Origin of the sequence: Pseudoalteromonas sp. GutCa3 (assembly GCF_002836155.1) — a bacterium.
Lineage (GTDB): Bacteria > Pseudomonadota > Gammaproteobacteria > Enterobacterales > Alteromonadaceae > Pseudoalteromonas > Pseudoalteromonas arctica.
Genome location: NZ_PJBK01000011.1, coordinates 73,449 through 94,047, shown reverse-complemented (window position 1 = coordinate 94,047; position 20,599 = coordinate 73,449). Strand labels below are relative to the sequence as shown.

Here is a 20,599-nt window from a genome sequence, read left to right as displayed (position 1 = left end):
GGGTTCTGCCTAGGGGCAATTTACTCTTTGTTGCTCGGTTTTTACTTAGCCCGCTAGGTTACAAACCTCACGCCGCGATTAAATCGGCCCCTAGATTGAACAAATTTTAATCCTGAAAAGTCAACAGGCCCTAGTCATTTAAATAATATTCAACACTGGTTACCACTCTTATATTTTTTATTTGCGGTGTGTTTGAATCTCGATTACTGATACTAAATTGCCCTTGGCGAGCTGTTTTTATTTTGCCTAATTTTGAATTAGAGTCTTTAGCAAATTTATTAGCGACTTCACGCGCTTTTTCAGTTGCTTCTTGCACCATCGCAGGTTTTACATCATTGAGGCCAGTAAAAATATATTCAACTTTTGTTTCGTAGCTGTCCTGCACTATTGCGATATCTTGTTTAGCAAGTTGGCTCACTTTGCTCAGCGCGTTTTGCACTTTATCTGGCGCATCAGAATAAACAATAATATTTGAGCGCACTATGTATCTAAATTGCTGATTTTCATTACTGTATTCACGTGCTTGCTTATCAATAACTGACTGGCTGCCTATTGTTATTTCATCGTCGTCAAAACCATGCAGTTTTAAAAAAGCAGTTACAGCATCATTTTTTTTCTCAACTCGGCTGACTAATTTTTCAAGATTATTGTCGGCATCACTAAATTGCAGAGGCCAAATTACCGTATCGGCTATAACTTCTCGCTCGGCCAATCCCTTAACCTGCACAGTACGTTCCATCTCTTTTACACTGAGAGCTGTGCTCTTTAAAATAAACCCTAAGCTAATTAAGCCTATACTTAAACAAATAGCCGCTATAACAATGTAAAAACCGGGGGTTTTATTCACAATAATCTCCTTGATTGATATCAATAATAAGCATCTAGACGCTCGAAATAACACAGTAAACAGGGTACATTGAGACTATAAATAACGCAAAATTTAATCAGCCTAGGAAAAACCATGAGCCTTAAGCGCATTACCCAGTTTTTTAACCCAAGCTCAGTGGCCGTTATTGGTGCCTCTAATATATCAACTCGTGCTGGTTTTGTGGTTATGCGCAACTTACTTCAAGGCGGTTTTAAAGGGCCGATAATGCCCGTTACTCCAAGCCATAGCGCAGTACATGGCGTACTTGCTTACCCCTCTATTGCTGACTTACCAAAAGTACCCGACCTTGCTGTTATTTGTACTAACAAAAATACCTTAATTGATATTATTGAGCAGCTTGGAGAGCTTGGCTGTAAAACGGCTATTGTTATTGCAGATGGGCTTTCTGGAGAGCAAAAAAGCGCACTTAAAGCATGCGCTCAAGCCAAACAGGTTACTTTGCTTGGACCCAATTGTTTGGGCTTGCTGATCCCTCATATTGGTTTAAATGCGAGCTTTTCACATACCGTGGCGAGCCCAGGTAAAATTGCATTTGTATCGCAATCAGCAGCTGTATGCTCAACCATTTTAGATTGGGCTAAAAACAAAGAAATTGGCTTTTCATATTTTGTATCGGTAGGTGATTGCCTTGATATAAACTTTAATGAACTACTCGACTTTTTAGGTCGTGATGCTAAAACCAAAGCTATTTTACTCTACATTGATAACATTGAAGATATTCGTGGCTTTATATCAGCAGCAAGAGCCGCGGCCTTTAGTAAACCTGTAATTGCAATTAAAACAGGTAAAACAAGTGCAGGCGCACTTGCAGCCGAAATTCACACCGGTGGAAAGCAAAGCTCTGATGCTGTTTACGATGCGTTATTTCAACGAGCGGGTATGCTGCGCGTAAATGATTTACGAGAGCTATTTGCAGCGACACAAACACTCGCCATGCATCCAAAATTATTAAAAGTAGAGCAACTGACAATTTTAACTAATGGTGGCGGCCCGGGTGTTATGGCCGTTGATGAGCTAATTCAAAGCTCCGGTAAATTAGCAGAACTAAGCATTGAAACCCGAAATGCGCTAAATAAAGTTATTCCGCAATCAGAAACCACCTCAAACCCTGTGGATATTTTTGGCGACTCAGCACCTGCGCGTTATAAGCAAGCATTAGAAATTTTACTGCACGCAAAAGAAGTTAAAAACTTACTGATTATCCATACTCCCTCAGCGCTTGCGCCCAGCGAAGACTACGCCAACATTATTGTAGAAACCTTACAAACATTACCCAAAATGGCACGCCCTTACGTTATAACTAATTTTATGGGTGAAGACGCATCTTACGCCGCCAGAAAAGTGTGCTCAAACAACGCAATACCAACTTATAGAACACCAGAGGGTGCTGTTGGCGCGTTTATGCACTTGGTAACGTATCGCCGTAACCAAAAGCATTTAACGCAAACACCTGAGTCGAATACAGATGACGCAAAAATAAATAAAGTAGCAGCTAAAGCGCTTATTAATGAGTTTTTAGATGACGGACAAAACTACTTACCTACCCATCAGGCAAGCCAAGTATTAAATCACTATGGTATTACATGCATTCAAACTGAGGTGGCTTACACCCCAACAGAAGCCAGAGAGCAAGCCATAGAACTTGGTTTTCCGGTCGCGTTAAAACTTATTAGCCCAAGTATTGCTTCAAAGTCTGAAGTAGGTGGTGTGGTGCTTAACTTAAACGACGCCAACGAGGTTGAACAAACCGCTTTTGCAATGCTTATCCGTATTAAAAACACTTATCCGGATGCTGTTATTGAAGGGTTTTCATTACAAAAAATGGCGCCGCGAGCAGGCGCAAATGAGCTGCGAATTGCAATTAAAACCGAGCCTAATTTTGGTCCTGTTATATTATTAGGTGAAGCAGGCACCGGCCTTGAATATGCGCAAGCCGCCGTTGCTCTGCCTCCACTAAATATGAACTTAGCAAAGTATTTAATTGCCGCAGCGCACGATAAAGGCGTACTAAAGGAGCGCATATTACCCGAAAAAGTTGATAAGTATCGTTTGTGTGCACTGCTAACGCGTATTTCTCAGTTAGTTATTGATCAACCTGACATAAGCTCAATGGAACTTAATCCTATACTTGCCAGTAATGGACAGTTTTTAGTGCTCGATGCCACCATGACACTTAGCCGTTATCAAACTCAGAGCAATCGTAAGCGCTTATCTATTCGTCCCTACCCTATAGAACTTGTTGAAGTGGTAACACTTAAAAACGACACCCAAGCTACGCTCAGACCAATAAAGCCAGAAGATGAACAAGCTCATAAAGCATTTGACGAGTCACTTAATAAAGAAGACAGATATAAACGCTTTTTTGGCGAACTACCACAATTTAACCACGATCAACTCGCGAAAATGACGCAAATTGATTACGACCGTGAAATGGCGTTTATTGTTTGCCAACGCTTTGAAGGTAAAACTCGCACATTAGGTGTGTCTCGCGTCATTATGGACCCCGATAACCTGCATGCTGAGTTTGCCATTGTAGTACGCTCAGATTGCCAAGGTTTAGGGCTTGGTCGCATACTAATGAGTGCAGCAATTAACCACTGTAAACGCCAAGGTGTGGAATCGATTGAAGGCATAACCTTACCAGAGAATACAGGGATGATTGAGCTTGCCCGTAAGTTAGGTTTTAAAATTAGTCGCGACTTTGAAGAAGGCAGTATTAATATGGTACTTAAACTTAAATAATGAATGAACCACACACTTTAAGACAAAAAATGGCTTGCCTGTTTGAAGGCACAGGCCAGTACCATCGAGCAGGACATATTCTTGATATTGCACTCATTAGCTTAATAATGATCAACGTTGTAGCCATTGTTATTGAGTCAATCCCAAGTGTGGCAGAGCAGTATTACAACGAATTCTTAGTTTTAGAAATTGTCTCGGTCGCTATTTTTGCTATTGAGTACTTAGCCAGGCTTTGGGCTTGCGTAGATAAAACACAATATGCAGCAATGGAAGGATCTCATACCAAACGTCGGCTTCGCTATTTTTTCTCTCCTTTGGCAATTGTTGATTTAATTGCGATTTTACCAAGCTTAATGATGTTTTTATTTCCTCTCGATTTACGTTTTTTACGCGTGCTCCGACTATTAAGGGTATTTAAACTCACTCGCTACTCACGCGCCATGCAGCTACTTTTAAAAGCCTTTAACGATGAAGGTAGTTCATTAATGGCTGCTTTTTTTATTATGGCCGTCGTGCTTATTTTAGCTTCATGCGGAATTTACTTAATTGAGCACGACATACAACCCGATAAATTTGGCTCTATTCCTGCGGCTATGTGGTGGGCAATGGCAACATTAACAACCGTTGGTTATGGCGATGTAGTACCTATAACGCCATTGGGTAAGTTTTTCGGCGGTGTTATAACACTACTGAGCATGGGAATGGTTGCGATACCTACCGGTTTACTGGCGTCTAGTTTTTCAGAACAAATACGTAAACGCCGCCAATTTTTTGAAGATGCCGTACATGAACAAATTCAAGATGGCACTCTTAATGATACTCAACAAGAACACCTAGAAGAACTACGCTATAAATTAGGCTTGAGTAAACTAGAAGCTAATAAGGCCATTAAAACGCAGTTGAATGAGCATAATAGCCATTTGTTTTGCAGGCACTGCGGTAAAAGGCCTTAAATAAGTACTGCTATTATTAATTAAATATATCACTCCAATTACGATTAATAAGCGGGAGTACTTCGGTATTAGGTACCGGTTTACTAAATAAGTACCCTTGAAAATGCATGCATCCTCGCGCCTTTAAAAAGGTGAGTTGGTGCGAGCTTTCTACGCCTTCAGCTACACATTCTTTACCTAAACTATCTGCAAGCGCGAGTATTGATTGAATAATAGCTTCATCGTCAGAATCTATGCCTATATCTTGTACAAAGCTTCGATCTATTTTTAATACATCAATAGGAAAACGCTTTAAATAAGTAAGCGATGCGTAACCTGTACCAAAATCATCCATATACAATCTACAGCCCAACTTTTTAAGTTGTTCCATGCTGTGTAGCGCTTCTTTTGAATCACGCATTAATATTGATTCGGTTATTTCAAAAACAATTGCCTCAGACGATACTCCTGAATTACTTAACGCTTTTTTAATTTCAGGAACAAGGTCTTTAAACTCAAAATCAAGAGCCGATAAATTGATAGATAAATACAGGCTAGGTGAGGCTTTTCGCCACTCTTTTAGCTCCAATAAAGCGCGCGCAAAAGTCTGCAGCATAATTTTTGTAATTAGACCTATACCTTCTGCTGCCACCGAAAACTCTTGAGTTTGCACAAGCTTATTTTCAGGCCAACGCAGCAGTACTTCAAAGCCTTCTGTTTTTTGACTTTCAGCGTTAATGATAGGCTGGTAGTAATTACAAAATTCTTCTTCTTGATACGCTTTAGTTAGCTGAGACTCAAGATGCAACGCTCTTTGAACATGCTGATTCATCTCTTGCTTATAAAACTGATAACGCCCCTCTAAAGAGTCTTTTGCATGATATAACGCTATGCTCGCAGCTTTTAAAAGCGCAGAGCCTTGCTGTGCATCATCTGGTGATATAGACACACCAATACTTAAATTAACGTTTACAACTTGGCCATTAATCGTAATATTTTGATTCACACAATCCATCAACTTAGTGCATATAATGAGTACTTGTTCGATTTGCTGAATATCTTCCACCAGTACTACAAATTCATCGCCACCAAATCGAGCAACACTATCAGATGGACGCAAGGAGCATTTTAAACGCTCAGCGACTTCTTTAATTAGCTCATCAGCAACTGCATGCCCCAAAGAGTCATTAAAGTATTTAAAACGCTTAATATTTATATGTAATAAAGCGACTTTACATTCGTGAAATTTTGCTTGCTCAAGGGCGTGTTCAACGCGGTCATTAAATAATGTACGATTTGGCAACCCTGTTAAGGCATCGTAGTTGGCCAATAAGTGCAGCTCGTTTTCGGCTGATTTTTGTGCGTTTATATCGGTTAAAATAATGACATAACTATTAAGGCGCTGTTCGTTATCGGCCACTGCACTTATTTTCACAAGTACATGACGCGACTCACCACTTGCTAAAACTACACTGTCTTCACACGAAAAGTGTTCTCCAATAGATAGCTTTTGCATTATGCGTAAATAATCAAAACGATTGCTGCGCGATATACCTAAATTTAATGCTCGACTAGATAACGACTCAGCAGAGAAATTAAAGGCAGTTTGCAGTGATTTATTAGAAGCCCGAATATTTAAATTTTTATCGAGGATAAACACCCAATCACGTGTTTGCTCAAATGCTGCCGTAAATAGTAAAGCGTGTTCTTCAAACACCATCTCACGGGTCATATTTGTGTAGGTACCCGCTACTTTTTGTGGCGTTTTATCATCCCACTCAACTACTTTTCCAAAATCCTTATACCAGCGCCAATAGCCTTTTGCATGGCGCAGGCGGTAGGTGCAATTAAAGTAACCTTTATCGGTAGATAAAAACTCAAGCCACTCTAAGCGAAATAGCTGTTTGTCTTGCGGATGAATTTTAGATAAATATTCATCAAGGCTCACGGTTTCATTTTCGTAGCCTAACTCACTCGCTAAGCGAGGTTGATAAATACTTGGATTGCTTGATTCCCAATCCCAAACACCCGATTCGCTACCTTCAAGCGCTAGCTTTAGACGGGCTTCGCTTTCTTTACTTTCTTTATTTGCTGCCAATAAAATACGCTGAATTTTATTACGGCGCATAACCCACATAGCAACAAAGCCAATAAACAGCATGCCGTAAAGCACCATAAAATAAGGTGCACGCCAAAGCGGATACTTTACTTTTATTTTTAAAATAGCAGGCGAGGTATATTCGCCAGTCAGGGGGTCTTTAGCCCAAACTTTTAATTGATAATTACCTGGATTCAATTTTGGAAACAATACACGGTTGTTATTTCGGGTATAACTTTTTTGTCCGTTATCGAGTTGATACTCATAAATGATGCGTTCTTGATTACTAAATGCCATGGCCGAAAATGCAACTTCAAGCCCTATATCATCATGGTTTAACACAACCTCGTTGAGCGGTTGTTTTAAATCAAGCGATAAATCTCGTGACATTAAATCAACTCGCGTAATATTTACGTGATCAATAAGCGACTGATAGTTTTGGTTTTCCATTGGATGAAAATAAGTAAAACCTTTTAAGCTACCATACGCAATATGGCCATCTTTAAGCTGTGCCATGGCGTTGCTATTGAACTCAGCAGAGAGTAGCCCTTCTGATGTAGAAAATTGCTGAAAATGAAGTGTTTCTGGGTTTAATCGCCAAATGCCTTTATGGCTACTCATCCAGATCATGCCATCATCATCTAGCACCATATCGTATAGCAGAGTGCCTAATTTATTCCTCTCTAAATCGATTGTATGGACTAATTGATAAGTAGATGCGTCAAGGCCTATTAAGCCGAAATTAGAAAGTGATATCCACAATATATTGTTGTTATCAATTAAGTAAGAAAGCACACTAATGGCTACGTTTTCATGCTGTTTTGGCACTTTATAAATCATTTTAAGTGCTAAATCACTTGGGTTTACTTGGTATAAAATACCGGCATTAAAAAATAATGGTGAATCTGGTTTATTGCTCAGCGCAGGTAAAAAGCCATGGGCTAAAAAGGGTTCAAATTGATCAAACTGACCACCCAAACGCGTTATTACTTGAGAATCTATATTGTATATAAATACCCCATGATCTGAGTGCACAAAGTATAGATCGCCATTTGGCATTAATGTAACGCCATGTACCCTACCGGTAATTAGCTCCTGATTAGCAGGGTTATGTACTTTAGGTTCACTAACTTGATGCGTTACAGGGTCAAAAATAAACAAACCACGATTTGTATAAAGCCATAAATTATTTTTATAAGGCGTTATTTCATATACGGTAAACTCAGTGGTGAGTAAGTCGACTTTGTAATCTTTTAAATAAGCTTTACCAATATTTGTTTTTAAATCAACCTCGGTAATACCGTTATGCGTTGCAAGCCAAAGCTTGTCTTTATATTCGGTAATTCCCCAGATAGAGTGATGCGATAAACCATCCCCCCCGAGCAAAGTGCCATCGACATTATTAAAATGATAGCTGTCATGAGATAAGTAAAACGCACCGTCGGTTTTAGTCGCAACCCACGTACCACCCGATTTATCTTTTGCCATATCAATAATACTGGTATCGGCAAGTGTGTACTTACTTTGGGCTATTCGAGTGTTTTTAATCATCTCCCCGGTGTTTAAATCAAATTTAAACAAACCTTTATCGGTAGCTAAATCTATTTTTCCGTGTTCGTTTACTATGCTCCACACATTTAAATCGCTTAGTATTACCTTGCTTTCAAAAGGTAAATCTGGGCGTTCAAACATTTTTGATAAGTTACTAATATCAACTTCGTATAAACCTTGGACCGCCCCTACTAACAACTGTTTATTTTCACCTAATGCGAACGACTTAACATTATTTTGGTAAATATGCTCAGCTTCACCTTTTAAGTGCTGCAGGGGTCTAACTTGCTCTGTAGCAATATCAAATACGTATGCGCCATGGCTTGTACCTATAAATATATAACCATTGTAAGCAAATAGCTTTCTCACAAGGGTATTTTTATATTTAGCCGGAAGCTCAAAAATAGTTGTGATTTTTCCGGTTGCTATATCAAGCTTTGCAAAGTCGCGGCCTCGCCCAATCCAAAGTGTTTTTTTATCAACGGCCACCATACTAAACACAGACTGATTGATAATCTCTTCTTCACTGGTAGGTTTTTCTAGAAATTGCTGATATGAATCTGTTACGGGGTCGTACCTAAATAGGCCTGCAAGTAACGAGGCAATCCAAATGTGCCCTTGAGGGTCTTGATAAATACGATCAATGATCGCTTCTTCTAATTCACCATTAGGGCCGTTTATTGGAATAACTTGATAGCCATCATAACGATTAAGCCCAGCCTCAGTAGAAAGCCAAAGGTAACCATTAGTGTCGATAAGCATTGTATTAACGTAGCTTTGCGATAAGCCTTCGCTTGGAGATAAACGTTTTACTTGTGCGCCTACTTGGCAACTTAGGATAGTTATTAAAACTACAAAGCAACTAATGATCCCATTAACGCATTTACTCATGCTTATTCCATATTATTATTTATTATTATGGGTACTCTAGAGCGACTATATTTCGATGTTTGTAAGTATCAAAAAGTACTTGTAAAGCAAGAGTATATGTTAACACCTGGTTAAAACCAATAGCACAATATAAATCAACTACGTTTTTATATGCGAAGGTATTAATCATCTTATCTTGCGACTTTAAGAGTGTTGATAATAGCTGTTTAGCAACACCTTTACCGCGATGTTCCAGCGCAACAAACACGGTAGATAAAAATAAAAACTCTGTTTTATCTTGCAGCCTACATGCTGCAACTATTTCATTATTATAGTAAGTAACCCATACCTTATCTTGTTTATTAGCCCGCCCTCTTACATTATGTTTTTTATAAAATTTATTAACGAGTGGAACTTTTAGCCCATCCAGCAACTCAACTGTATACATTTTTATATCAACACTTAGCTAAGCATTAGCGCTAAATATTGCTCAAATTTTTGCTTCAAAACCATTTGTTCAGCCATTGGACGGCTATGGATTGTATTATAAACTTGCTCTCTCGTTTTTTTATTTCGCTTAATTTGATACGCCCAAAAAGACGCTTCATAATCTAACTGAATTTGGTATTTTTCTTCACGTGGCAATAGGCATAAATTAAAACTCACAATACTTCCTCATTCGCTTTTAAAATTATTTGATTAACCCCGAAACTGGGCAAGAGGTAATCTCCTTGTTATTATACGCGTCTTATTTTATTTATTTCTGTAGTAATTGGAACTGATAATGAATAGACATTTTAGTATCTTGTTATTATTGGTAAATTTATTTTTTAGTGCCTCTTGTTTTAGTCATCAATACAACCTCACTTTTAATCGTCCGCAAAGTACACCACAAGCTGATTATGCCTTAGAGTTATTAAAGTTAGCATACGCAGATATCGGTTTTAAAATACATATAATCGATTTTAGCCACCAAAATGCTTTGCTAGCTGCAAATAATGGCGTACTTGATGGGCAGTTAGGAAGAGATGCAAGCGTTGAAGAAAATTACGAAAACTTAATTAGGGTCGATTATGAGCTATTTAAGTTTGACTTAGTATTATATAAAAACTGTTTACCTAGCAGTTTAGAACAGCTCGATAGCGTCGCAATTGTTGATGGCTACCCTGTCCAAGAACATTATTTAGCAAGCACACAGTTTGCAGGGAATATTATTAAAGTTAAAAGCATGAATACCCAACTTAATTTGCTTGCTCAGAAAAAAGTACAGGGAGCTTTAATGATTAATTTTATAATGCAAAACAATGAGCTCCCGTCACCTCAAGGTTGCTTTGTAAAAGAAGTGCTGAATACTTATCCGCTTTATCATTATTTAAATAAGCGTAATGAAAACTTGGTAGAAAAGCTTAAAATGTCATTAATTAACTTAACTAACAATGGCACTGTGTACGCACTAAGAGCCAAGTATGGATTAAGCTTTTAAAAGTCGAACCCTTGCTGCTGCGCCTGTGTGCTTGGCACTGCATTTTGCTGCTTTTTTTGAAGATAACGTTTGTAGCGCTGCTGGCACAAACTAAGCACCTTCTTTTTTTGGTCGTTGGTTAAGGTATTCCACGAAAAGCGTTCATCCCGACTACGATAACACCCTTTGCAATACCCTCTGTTATTAACTAAGCAAATACTCTTGCAAGGACTTGGAATATCAAATATTTCAATTTGTTGCATGCATAAGTACCGCCCAGTTGAAGAGGAGGTATTAGTATAGCGTTATTTTTGAGCAAAAAAAAAGCAGCAATTTAATTGCTGCTTAGTTTCATTGAGCTGTGAGTATTAATGTTCACAGCTATTAGTATTTATCTCTGTTTTACGGTGAAATGGCTTAGCGTACATAGCTAGCACTAATGGTTTTAACTCTTCAGGTACACAGGCTAAACGTTGTTCAAATGTCGCTGTATCAGGAGAGTCTATTACCGCATCTTTACAACCACCAGCGATGTAATTGCCTGGGTGTAAATAAAACGAATCAACAATTTGCCTATCAATTGTTTTAGCAAGCTCTTCAGCACTATCACATTTAGATTCAATTGGTTGCCCAAATGCTAAATGCACGTGCCCTTTAGCAGTACTAAAGCCTTCAACAATGCTCGCAATATCTTCACCAGCCGATTTAACGTACTCACCATGATGTTGCTTGTGGTAAAGCTCTTTGGCTTTAGCAATTGCACACGGCTCATATTGATAAGAAATAGAAACAGGCACTATTTTTAACTCTTTAATATAATCGCCAAACTCTTTCTTTTGTTTACGCCCATTTAATTGCAGCATCTTTAAAAGCGCAGGATCAGTTTGATCAAAACCGTCTTTTGCACGCCCTTCTTTTTGCGCAATCCAAATAGAATTTCCACCGACCACAGAATCGTAAATGTATGACGATAATTGAGTCAGTGCTTTTAACATCTCTTTTGGTGCTTTAGCAGAGCGCTTAACTATAAAGCTTTTATTTAGACGCATAAGCTCAGTAATGTAAGGTATTTGCAATAAATTATCGCCAATAGCAATACGCACTGTTTTCATTTTATGTTGGTATAAACCCCAGTTAACTAATGCAGGATCAAGCACTATGTCTCTGTGGTTTGAAATAAATAAATAGGCCTGGTTAGCATCTAACTGTTCTAACCCAGAAAAGGTAACTTTTGATGTGGTGCGTTTCACTAGTTTATCTAAGTATTGTGCCACTTCATTTTGCACATCTTCAACGGTGCTTACTTTGCCCCATTTTTTGCGTAACTGACTTCTTACCATTGGACGCGCAATAAAAGGCACTGCCGATAAAAAGCGCGGTAAATTATACTTTGCTATTACATCAATAAACGCATCATCGTTAATTAAACGTGTAAGCGACGCCGCAACTTCGTCGTCGTTGTATGGGCGTATATCTGCGTATTTATCTTCTAATTCACTCATTACTACATCTACAGTGTTAAAAAACGGTACGCCAAAGCGCACCGTTTATGTCTATATCCGATTATAACTCAGCCAATCTAAAATGCGAAATAACCAAAAAAACGATTTTTATTTTTAGCAACTTGCTTTAAAGCCGAGTTTAATTACCTTCTATGACCATGAGCTTGCTTAAAAGTGCAAAAATCTGATCAGTCTAGCAAAATACCATGTTCTCAATCTGCTAGTGGGCAGACCACTAATACAAAGCCCTCTAATCATTTGGTAGTAATACCATTAACAAAGCCTTTCTTTCGTAGTACCTTAAGCTCGTATTTTAGATTTTTGATGGATCGTAGGCATCTTTTTACGATTTTAACTCTTTCAGATCCACTTATTTTAGGGCTCATAATGAACATTACTATTCTTGATAACGCAACGTTAGCTAAAACGTCTCTTACTGGTATTGAACAACTTGGTAAATTAACGACTTATGAACTTACTAGCCCAGAGCAAGTTATTGAACATTGCCAAGGTGCTGATGTATTAATCACTAATAAAGCCGTTTTAAATCGCGACACTATTAGCAAACTTACACAGCTTAAATTAATTTGTGTAAGTGCAACTGGTACTAATAATGTTGATCTAGAAGCCGCTAAAGAATTTGGTATTGCCGTAACTAATGTAGCTGGCTATTCAACACCTTCTGTTGTTCAACATACGTTTTCTTTAATTACTAACTTACTGGGTAACACACACCGCTATCAGGCGGATTGCCAGCAAGGCGCGTGGCAAAAAAGTGAAATGTTTTGCATACTCGATTACAGCTTTAACGACTTACAAGGTAAAACATTTGCCATTATAGGCGGTGGTACGCTAGGTAAAGGCGTTGCTAAAGTGGCTGAGGCATTTGGCGCAAATGTTATTGTTGCAGAGCGCAAAGGTGTTAAATGTCGCGACGGTCGTACGCCTTTTGAAGACGTCATTAAAACAGCCGATATAATCAGCGTACACTGTCCGCTAACAGATGAAACACGTGATTTAATTGCACTTAATGAGCTTAAAATGATGAAGCCAAGCGCTATAATTATTAATACAGCACGTGGTGGAATTATTAACGAATCCGACTTAGCTACAGCGCTTGAGCAAAACCTAATTGCTGGAGCCGGTGTTGATGTACTAACTAAAGAACCAGCTGAGCTTTCAAACCCACTTGCTAATTACAAAGGTAATAACCTTTTACTTACTCCACATATAGCATGGGCAAGCACCGAATCTATTGTGCGTTTAATTAATGAAGTAAGTTTAAATATTGCTGCATTTAATAAAGGCGAATCACGCAACCGCTTGGTGTAGTGATTTTATTGTAGTAATCAAATAAGCTAAAAAATGGCTGTTTTTACTAATACATTTAATATTTTATTAGATAAAAACAGCTTAACCCACTTAACAAACTGATTAATAACAACTTATAAATATGGTCTACTCTTTGCTTTAATACAGCTAATAACCAATTAAAAATCTTATTAAGGTAAATAAAAATGAAAAAATCACTTTTAGCAGCCGCTTTAATCGCTCCATTTTTAACAGGCTGTGTTATTGCCGTATCAGATGGTGAAGCTGAGACTCATTGGGCTGGTAAGAATTCATCTAGCTGGCAAGCACAACATAAAAATAATCGTGAAGTTATATCAGAGCTAAAAATGGATAGCAGTTACCAATCTGTTTTGACGCAATTAAAAACGCCTAATTTCACAGAGCTATTAAAAAAAGATGACGATGTATACCAAGTACTTTTTTATGTAACCCATAGCAAGCATTCAGATTCTAAAACAACGAAAGATGAATGTACGCCACTTGTATTCAAAAATGATAAGTTAGTGGGCATTGGTGAAACCGCTTTAGGTATGATCACGCAGTAACCTATAATACCAATCCGCAATAATACTTAATCATTTTGCGGGGCTAAACGTGTCGCTACCTGTGTTAAAAAACTCTCATTTACGACTGCATGGATGCAGAAGGTAGAGCAATGCAGGAGCAATTGCCGAGAACAACTAAATAGCGAATTTTTTGCCTAGCTATCAACACGTTTTTCCATTCTCAAAATAGATCACTTAATTAAGCGAATTGGTATAAAAAGTGTTTAATACGAAAAATGCCAATATATGAATATTGGCGTTTTTGTATATTAAGTTTTTAGAGTGCAACTATTCTATCTCGCCCTGCATCTTTAGCGGCATATAGGCCTAAATCGGCCTCTTCTAATAACGCTTGCTCAGCATACACTTTTCCACTTTGAGTAGTGGCAATACCTATACTAATAGTGATGTGGTCTGCATTTAATGAGCCTTTATGTTCTATATTCAAAGCATTTACAGCATTGCGTAATTTGTTAGCAAACTCCATAGCTTCATGCCTATTCATTCCAGGTAATACAGCTGCAAATTCTTCACCACCATAACGAGCTATAAAGTCACTACCACGTTCACATTGAGCTGCGAGTGCTTGTGCAACATCCTTTAAACATTCATCGCCAGCACGATGTCCGTAGCAATCGTTGTAACGCTTAAAGTGGTCTATATCCATAAGTAACACCGATAGCGGGGTTCCACTGCGTTTACTTCGGCGCCATTCACGAGCTAAGTTTTCGTCTAGGTAGCGTCTATTTGGGATTTCAGTTAAGCCGTCGATTGAGGCTAGCATCTCTAGCAGATCATTTTTTTGCTTTATAAGTAATTGGTTACGAACCCTAACACGCACAATAGAAGGGCTAAATGGCTTGGTGATATAATCCATAGCACCGAGCTCTAGGCCCTTAGCTTCGTCGTCATGGCTACGATTAGCTGATATAAATATAACGGGGATCGATTGAGTTATCGGATTTTCTTTAAGTTGCACAAGCACTTCATAGCCGTCAATTCCTGGCATAATCACATCAAGGATAATTAAATCAACTTGCGCAGTTTTTACAAAGGTCAGTGCTTTTTCACCACTTTCAACTAAGAATACGTCGTGTTCTACTTTAAGTGTTTTTTCAAGTACTAATCTGTTGATTGGATCATCATCTACAATAAGTACTTTAGCTCTTTTCGACATCCCTAGCCCCTACCCCTTTTATAAAAACAATTACCTGTTCTAACTGCATAATAAGCTCTTTCAGTGTTATTTCAACAGGCTTGTTAGTTGTTTTAAGTGTTCTTTCACACAATAAAGCGCAGTGAGACAATCGTCTAAAACCTAAATTACCTGCTACACCTTTTATACTATGCACTAAGCGTACCAAATCATCCTTATTGGTTGTTTCTTCTATTTGCAATAGCTGGGTTTCGCACAAATTAGCAAATTTATCAATCATTGTATTGAGGAGCTTTTCATCCATACTAAACTGCGTTAATGCGAATGATTTTTCAAAAAAGCTTGGTTTAACTAAGTTTAAATCGGCAATTGCATCAATAAGTACCTTAGCAACAACCGGTTTAGTTAAATGCTTATTCATACCGCACTTTAAAGAACGTTCAATATCAGCGGGTTCACAATGAGCCGTTAAAGCAAAAATAGGCAGTTGCTTTGCGTCAAACTGTTGACGAATTAAAGCCGTAGCTTGGCAGCCATCTATTTGCGGCATTTGCACATCCATCAATATTAAGTCAGGCTTTAAAACTTGCAATAATTCCATGCCGATAGATGCGCTTAAAGCGGTAACAACACTTACGTTTGCTTGGCGTAATACACTGCTAATTATTTCTAAATTAAGTTGATTATCATCAATGGCTAATACAAGTAGACCCGATATATCAACTTTAGTTTCAGCAATATTATATATTACGGCATTGGTACTAGCTTTAGGCTGTTGCTGAGAGTTCAAGCTAAATAGCCTTTGTCCCAATGCCGATGCTTTAACGTGATGCGCAGCTAAGTGCTCGCTTGTTGGTAAATTAAGTGTGTGCTGATGATTAATAATAATTACCGATGTTTCTTTAGCTGATAACGAATCATTAATTGCTTCAACATTTAAAAGTGCAGGTAAATCGGCCGCATCGATTATTATTTGCTGAGTATTGGAGAGCTTAATTGGGTATTTGAGTACTTCATCTAAATTAATATTAGCAAGCTTTGCATAAGCATTTGTTACTTGCTTAAGCTCTTTGCTTTGATCCGATAAAATAGCCAATGTATTAGTCGGTAACATTGTATTTTTAGTGGTATCAACCAAAAAACTAACACTGAAGTAAAACTCACAGCCATGACCTTTTTTACTCTTTAAAGCAATCTCCCCTCCCATTAATGACACCGCATGTTTAACAATCGCTAAGCCTAACCCAACACCATGATGTATACGTGTTGAAGACTCATCACCTTGCGTAAAGGCGTCAAATAAACGCCTCTGATCGGCTTCATCTATGCCCATACCGGTATCAATTACTTTAAAGCAAATATGCTGTTGCTCTAGGCTATCACTTTCAATAAGTTCCATTTTTAAAGTGATAGAACCTGTTTTTGTAAACTTAACAGCATTTGTTAATAAATTACCTAATATTTGCTGTAAGCGAATGCTGTCGCATATCAAATCAGGCGCTATTAACGGGTCAATATCAATAACAAATTCAATACCTTTTCCTTCGCACAATGGAGCCGTTAAACTTTCACAAATATCCACCAGCTCAACCATACTAAAAGATGCTTGTTTTAAATCGGTTTGCGAACTTTCTATGCGTGCAAAATCAAGCATTCTATTGAGCATTAGCAACAAGCTTTGTGCTGCATGCTTAGCTTGATCCGTTTGTTGTAATTGCTTTTGCGTTAATCCTTGCTCAATAAGCATATCAAGCAGCCCTAAAACAGCGTTAAGAGGAGTGCGTATTTCATGACTTAAATTGGCTATAAAGCGACTTTTAGCAAGGGTTGCTCGTTCGGCATCTAGTTTTGATTTAGTTAATGCGCTCACATCCTGAATGTGAATAACATAATAAGCTGGGTCGCGGTTTTCATCCCATACAAGCGATACACTCAGTTGCAACCAACTTGTTAAGCGCCCTTGAGCAAGCGTTAAGTGGTATACGCGTTTTTTGTCATCTAGCAATTGCGCTAAAGTGCTTTTTATTTGCTGCCATTGAGTATCGTCAAACAATGCTTTTAACTGCTCACCAACCAGTACTGGCTGTTCAAAAAACTGCTTTCTTGCCGCTTTATTTACTTGTAATATTGTGTGCTCAAGCGAGAGTAAAACCACACAGTTAGCCGCAAATTCAATCGCACTTCTAAATTTAGATTCTGATGCTTTTAAGGCCAATAATGCTTGTTGCTGTTCGGTAATATCGCGACCAATACCCATAGTCCCCAACAGATGTTGGTGCTCGTTATAAAAAGGTGCAATAGTCAGTTGGTACGTTTTTTTATCGGTTTCTATTCGCTGTTCAACACTGTTTCTATTTTGTAATACTTGTTTTTCAAGCGCATTTATTTGTTGATCGTTATCACCTAAATCATCTACATATTTACCGACTAATGCAGTTTGATCTTTACCGATGTACGCCTCAAATGCTTTATTGCATCCTAAGAATGATCCATCAATATTTTTAAAATAAATAAGATCTGGCACACTGTTTAGCATAGTGTTGAGCAAAGCCAAGTGGCGCTCTTTTGCTTCGTAACTGCGGCTTAGTTTTTCTGATTGCAACTGAACCTGGTCGTCCAGAGCTTTATTTGCACTTTGTAATGAATCAACTAACTGTTTGTTTTTAGTAAATACACGCTTCACTTTAGAAAACCAAGGCTGCCAGCTCAGCGGTACTTTATAATCGAGCTGCACTTCTTGCTGTGTACCGTTACTCTCTAGGTACGACATTAAGTGAGTCATTGGCTTAATAAAAATGCGCTGACTTAACCAAAAAAACACGCCAAACATAATACTTAAAAATAGCGTTAAAAATGCAAACTCTAATAGTATTTCATACTTAATTGGGCTTATTAGTTGGGGTTTGTGCTCGTAAAATGCTGCGTGAATAGGTAACTCATCCATTGGCTGCATAAAGTAATTACTATCACTAGTTAAGACTGTTTTTTTACTATGGTGCTGGGCCAAATCAGGCCAATAATTTTTTAATGCTGTTGCTTGCTCTATTAACTGTTTAGAGCTGGCGATAACTTGATGTGATTGGTTCATAAAAACGTATTCACCACTGTTCGGTGAAACCTTTTTTAACCACCCAGAAATTGCCTGAACATCATAAATCAAAATAATGTAATCGGCTGAGCCAGTGCTTCGTTGTCGGCCAATAGCAAAATACGATTTATCATTCACTTTAACAATGGGACTTGAAGTAAGTTTGTTTGGTGAAAATTTTGGCTTGAATTTTCCATTTAGAATTTCAGTAAGCATTAAACTTTGGCTTTTGTTGCGCCTGCTTACATAAGCAAAGCCATTATTATCAACATACGCTACAGCAGACAACGACTGCATTAATGCAAGCGTTGTATTAAACGAAGGCCCTAATGTAATAGCCTGCTGCCACTGCATTAATGCCTTAGCAGATAACGCAAACTCCCCCTTACCTACAATTTCAGTGCCTTGCTCACTAAAGTGACGGTAATAGTAACCATCATATTGATTTATGCCCTCAAGTAAGCTTTGGTTTACTTTTGGATAGGTCGTTTGTTCGTATAAGCTAAACATGGTGATGAGTAGATTACTCACCGACTCCATCCCGTGAGTAACCTGTGCTGAAACATTCGTAAAATCGGCTTCGCGTTTTTCAACCGCCCGCTCAAGCTTTATATTATATAAGTGCAAGCACAGTAAAAAAGCGACAATCAATGGCACTAAAAGCGCAATAAATAATGAACGATAATAATGCTTCAGAGGTAAAAAATTCAATGTACTGCCTGCCATTTGGCTCGAAAATCAATCGATAGACTATCGAGCCAATTTGTTAAGCGCAAGTTATAAATTTTCTTCTGCAAATGACGCTAAGCGACTACGTACAACACCGTTGAGGTTTATAGTTGCGCTGCCTTCAAAGTTTTTAAAGCGCTCTACTATGTACGTTAAGCCCGATGTTACTGGCGTTAAATAGTTACTATCTATTTGCGCCAAGTTACCCGTACAAATTAATTTAGTACCTTCGCCGCAGCGAGTAATAATCGTTTTAAGTTGAGATGCCGTTAAATTTTGGCTCTCATCTAAAATTACCACCGCATTTTGAATACTACGCCCACGCATAAAGTTAACCGATTTAAACTGAACATTAGCCTTCTCCATAATGTAGTTTCGGCTTGATATCGGATTTTCGTCGCCTTTGTGCAATACCTCCAGCGTATCGGTAATGGCTGCAAGCCATGGCGCCATTTTTTCCTCTTCGGTGCCGGGTAAAAAGCCAATGGACTCTGCTATTTCTGGGGTATTACGAGTGACTATTACTTTATCGTAAATACCTTTTTCGATGACCATTTCAAGAGCGCTGGCAAGTGCTAACAAGGTTTTACCGCACCCTGCTGGTCCTGTTAAAATAACAAGTTCAATACTTGTATCTAACAGCGCATCAAGCGCCATTCCCTGATAAATATTTTTGGGCTTAACGCCCCATGCTTGTTGATGCATTAAACGCTCAACACCAATATCTTTTAGCGTTATGTGCTCGTCATCGTACGATTTAACACGCGCCGCAAACTGATCCCCTCCATCAAGTAAATATTCATTACAAAATACATCAGGTATTAAGTTTTTAGGCACATGATGAAACGTATCTCGTCCGTGTTGCTGCGTATTACATTCCCCTACATGGTCCCAAAAATCACCTTCAATTTTTTTATAACCACTAGTGAGTAAGCTGATATCGTCAATAAGTTGGTCGGTACGGTAATCCTCAACATATTTAAGCCCTGCGCCTTTGGCCTTTAAACGCATGTTTATGTCTTTTGTTACTAATATAACTTTTGAATCACTGTGCTGCTTTTGTAAATACACGGCGCAATTAATAATACGATGGTCGTTTTCGTTACCCGGCAAACCAGAAATGGAGTCGGCAAATAAATGGTCGTTTACAATAATAAGCGTACCCGCAGAGCTCGCTTTTGCCTTTTTGTTACTCGGCAGCGCCACGCCTTGTAGCATTTGCTCGGGCGTTGCATTTTTAAGTACTTCATCTAATCCACGAATAGCGACGCGCGCATCGCGGCTTACGTCGTGTTTTCTGTCTTTTATGTGGTCAAGCTCTTCAAGCACTGTCATCGGAATTACAACGTCATGTTCTTGAAAAGACAAATAAGCGAGGGGTTCGTGAAGTAGTACGTTGGTATCTAGCACATACATTTTACTTTCAAGGTTCGAAGCTTTTTCCATAGCACTTTCCTTACGTTTTATGATTTTTATGCTATACCAAAATAACTAAGTAAAACGGGCAAAACTTAAACCTGCAATACTTAATTGCCAAGGCATAATGTAAGTTTAGTCTATTTGTCATAAAAGTCCGTTTTATTACAAACTGTAATTAGTTTTGATTTACCTAAAAAAGAGTCATAAACAAGTTGTTTTAATAGTAATAATTAACACTTACAAAATTAATTAAAAGTGAGCCA

General features: G+C 38.3%; 14 protein-coding genes. 5 read left to right on the top strand and 9 right to left on the bottom strand.

Translation table 11 applies throughout. The features are described 5' to 3' along the window. Window positions 1-130: 130 nt before the first annotated feature. Window positions 131-847 (bottom strand): SIMPL domain-containing protein, encoded by a 717-nt coding sequence (locus tag CXF64_RS00435; RefSeq protein WP_024590673.1) that lies wholly within the window; start codon window positions 845-847, stop codon window positions 131-133. Window positions 848-961: 114 nt separating this feature from the next. Between CXF64_RS00435 and CXF64_RS00430 the strand changes: the two genes are divergently transcribed. Together CXF64_RS00430 and CXF64_RS00425 are read left to right on the top strand one after the other, a co-directional pair. Then, the gene (locus CXF64_RS00430; protein ID WP_101216019.1) at window positions 962-3,631 is read left to right on the top strand and encodes a bifunctional acetate--CoA ligase family protein/GNAT family N-acetyltransferase; all 2,670 of its coding nucleotides are present in this window, start codon (window positions 962-964) and stop codon (window positions 3,629-3,631) included. Further along, window positions 3,631-4,584, top strand: a complete 954-nt coding sequence (locus CXF64_RS00425; protein WP_010553301.1) for an ion transporter — start codon at window positions 3,631-3,633, stop codon at window positions 4,582-4,584. Before CXF64_RS00430 ends, CXF64_RS00425 begins: the two co-directional genes overlap by 1 nt. A 16-nt stretch (window positions 4,585-4,600) precedes the next feature. Here CXF64_RS00425 and CXF64_RS00420 read toward each other — a convergent pair whose 3' ends face one another. From CXF64_RS00420 to CXF64_RS00410, 3 genes are read right to left on the bottom strand one after another with little or no spacing between them, the layout of a single operon-like run. Next, entirely contained in the window at window positions 4,601-9,103 is a 4,503-nt protein-coding gene (locus tag CXF64_RS00420; RefSeq protein WP_101216018.1) for an EAL domain-containing protein, read from the bottom strand. A gap of 25 nt (window positions 9,104-9,128) precedes the next feature. Beyond that, entirely contained in the window at window positions 9,129-9,530 is a 402-nt protein-coding gene (locus tag CXF64_RS00415; RefSeq protein WP_024592829.1) for a GNAT family N-acetyltransferase, read from the bottom strand. 14 nt (window positions 9,531-9,544) lie between these two features. Further along, the gene (locus tag CXF64_RS00410) at window positions 9,545-9,748 is read right to left on the bottom strand and encodes a DUF3283 family protein (protein ID WP_002962585.1); all 204 of its coding nucleotides are present in this window, start codon (window positions 9,746-9,748) and stop codon (window positions 9,545-9,547) included. Between the two features lie 118 nt (window positions 9,749-9,866). Between CXF64_RS00410 and CXF64_RS00405 the strand changes: the two genes are divergently transcribed. Further along, window positions 9,867-10,565: a substrate-binding periplasmic protein gene (locus CXF64_RS00405; RefSeq protein ID WP_007586939.1), complete on the top strand. Its 699-nt coding sequence runs from the start codon at window positions 9,867-9,869 to the stop codon at window positions 10,563-10,565. Here CXF64_RS00405 and CXF64_RS00400 read toward each other — a convergent pair. Together CXF64_RS00400 and CXF64_RS00395 are read right to left on the bottom strand one after the other, a co-directional pair. After that, window positions 10,562-10,807, bottom strand: a complete 246-nt coding sequence (locus CXF64_RS00400; RefSeq protein WP_007586940.1) for a DUF1289 domain-containing protein — start codon at window positions 10,805-10,807, stop codon at window positions 10,562-10,564. The genes CXF64_RS00405 and CXF64_RS00400 overlap by 4 nt on opposite strands. Window positions 10,808-10,912: 105 nt before the next feature. Then, complete coding sequence (locus tag CXF64_RS00395) at window positions 10,913-12,046, bottom strand: 1-acyl-sn-glycerol-3-phosphate acyltransferase (RefSeq protein WP_024590668.1); 1,134 nt, start codon at window positions 12,044-12,046, stop codon at window positions 10,913-10,915. A gap of 387 nt (window positions 12,047-12,433) precedes the next feature. Between CXF64_RS00395 and CXF64_RS00390 the strand changes: the two genes are divergently transcribed. Together CXF64_RS00390 and CXF64_RS00385 are read left to right on the top strand one after the other, a co-directional pair. After that, on the top strand, window positions 12,434-13,378 hold the full coding sequence (locus tag CXF64_RS00390) for a D-2-hydroxyacid dehydrogenase (RefSeq protein ID WP_007586942.1): 945 nt from the start codon (window positions 12,434-12,436) through the stop codon (window positions 13,376-13,378). A gap of 185 nt (window positions 13,379-13,563) precedes the next feature. Next, on the top strand, window positions 13,564-13,944 hold the full coding sequence (locus CXF64_RS00385; protein ID WP_007586943.1) for a DUF3192 domain-containing protein: 381 nt from the start codon (window positions 13,564-13,566) through the stop codon (window positions 13,942-13,944). 277 nt (window positions 13,945-14,221) lie between these two features. On the opposite strand, the gene CXF64_RS00380 is transcribed toward CXF64_RS00385, so the two are convergent. Genes CXF64_RS00380 through CXF64_RS00370 form a run of 3 tightly spaced genes read right to left on the bottom strand, consistent with a single transcriptional unit; the run spans window position 14,222 to window position 20,363 of the window. Further along, window positions 14,222-15,121, bottom strand: a complete 900-nt coding sequence (locus CXF64_RS00380) for a diguanylate cyclase (RefSeq protein WP_007581985.1) — start codon at window positions 15,119-15,121, stop codon at window positions 14,222-14,224. Continuing rightward, the gene (locus CXF64_RS00375; RefSeq protein ID WP_101216017.1) at window positions 15,105-18,914 is read right to left on the bottom strand and encodes a PAS domain-containing hybrid sensor histidine kinase/response regulator; all 3,810 of its coding nucleotides are present in this window, start codon (window positions 18,912-18,914) and stop codon (window positions 15,105-15,107) included. Before CXF64_RS00375 ends, CXF64_RS00380 begins: the two co-directional genes overlap by 17 nt. A gap of 51 nt (window positions 18,915-18,965) precedes the next feature. After that, window positions 18,966-20,363: a PhoH family protein gene (locus CXF64_RS00370; RefSeq protein ID WP_101216016.1), complete on the bottom strand. Its 1,398-nt coding sequence runs from the start codon at window positions 20,361-20,363 to the stop codon at window positions 18,966-18,968. Window positions 20,364-20,599 lie beyond the last annotated feature (236 nt).

Bases quoted from the DNA above. Each gene is read 5' to 3' on its own strand.
- CXF64_RS00425 (WP_010553301.1), top strand. From the start codon at position 3,631: ATGAATGAACCACACACTTTAAGACAAAAAATGGCTTGCCTGTTTGAA.
- CXF64_RS00415 (WP_024592829.1), bottom strand. From the start codon at position 9,530: ATGTATACAGTTGAGTTGCTGGATGGGCTAAAAGTTCCACTCGTTAAT.
- CXF64_RS00400 (WP_007586940.1), bottom strand. From the start codon at position 10,807: ATGCAACAAATTGAAATATTTGATATTCCAAGTCCTTGCAAGAGTATT.
- CXF64_RS00420 (WP_101216018.1), bottom strand. From the start codon at position 9,103: ATGAGTAAATGCGTTAATGGGATCATTAGTTGCTTTGTAGTTTTAATA.
- CXF64_RS00430 (WP_101216019.1), top strand. From the start codon at position 962: ATGAGCCTTAAGCGCATTACCCAGTTTTTTAACCCAAGCTCAGTGGCC.
- CXF64_RS00395 (WP_024590668.1), bottom strand. From the start codon at position 12,046: ATGAGTGAATTAGAAGATAAATACGCAGATATACGCCCATACAACGAC.
- CXF64_RS00385 (WP_007586943.1), top strand. From the start codon at position 13,564: ATGAAAAAATCACTTTTAGCAGCCGCTTTAATCGCTCCATTTTTAACA.
- CXF64_RS00390 (WP_007586942.1), top strand. From the start codon at position 12,434: ATGAACATTACTATTCTTGATAACGCAACGTTAGCTAAAACGTCTCTT.
- CXF64_RS00370 (WP_101216016.1), bottom strand. From the start codon at position 20,363: ATGGAAAAAGCTTCGAACCTTGAAAGTAAAATGTATGTGCTAGATACC.
- CXF64_RS00380 (WP_007581985.1), bottom strand. From the start codon at position 15,121: ATGTCGAAAAGAGCTAAAGTACTTATTGTAGATGATGATCCAATCAAC.
- CXF64_RS00375 (WP_101216017.1), bottom strand. From the start codon at position 18,914: ATGGCAGGCAGTACATTGAATTTTTTACCTCTGAAGCATTATTATCGT.
- CXF64_RS00405 (WP_007586939.1), top strand. From the start codon at position 9,867: ATGAATAGACATTTTAGTATCTTGTTATTATTGGTAAATTTATTTTTT.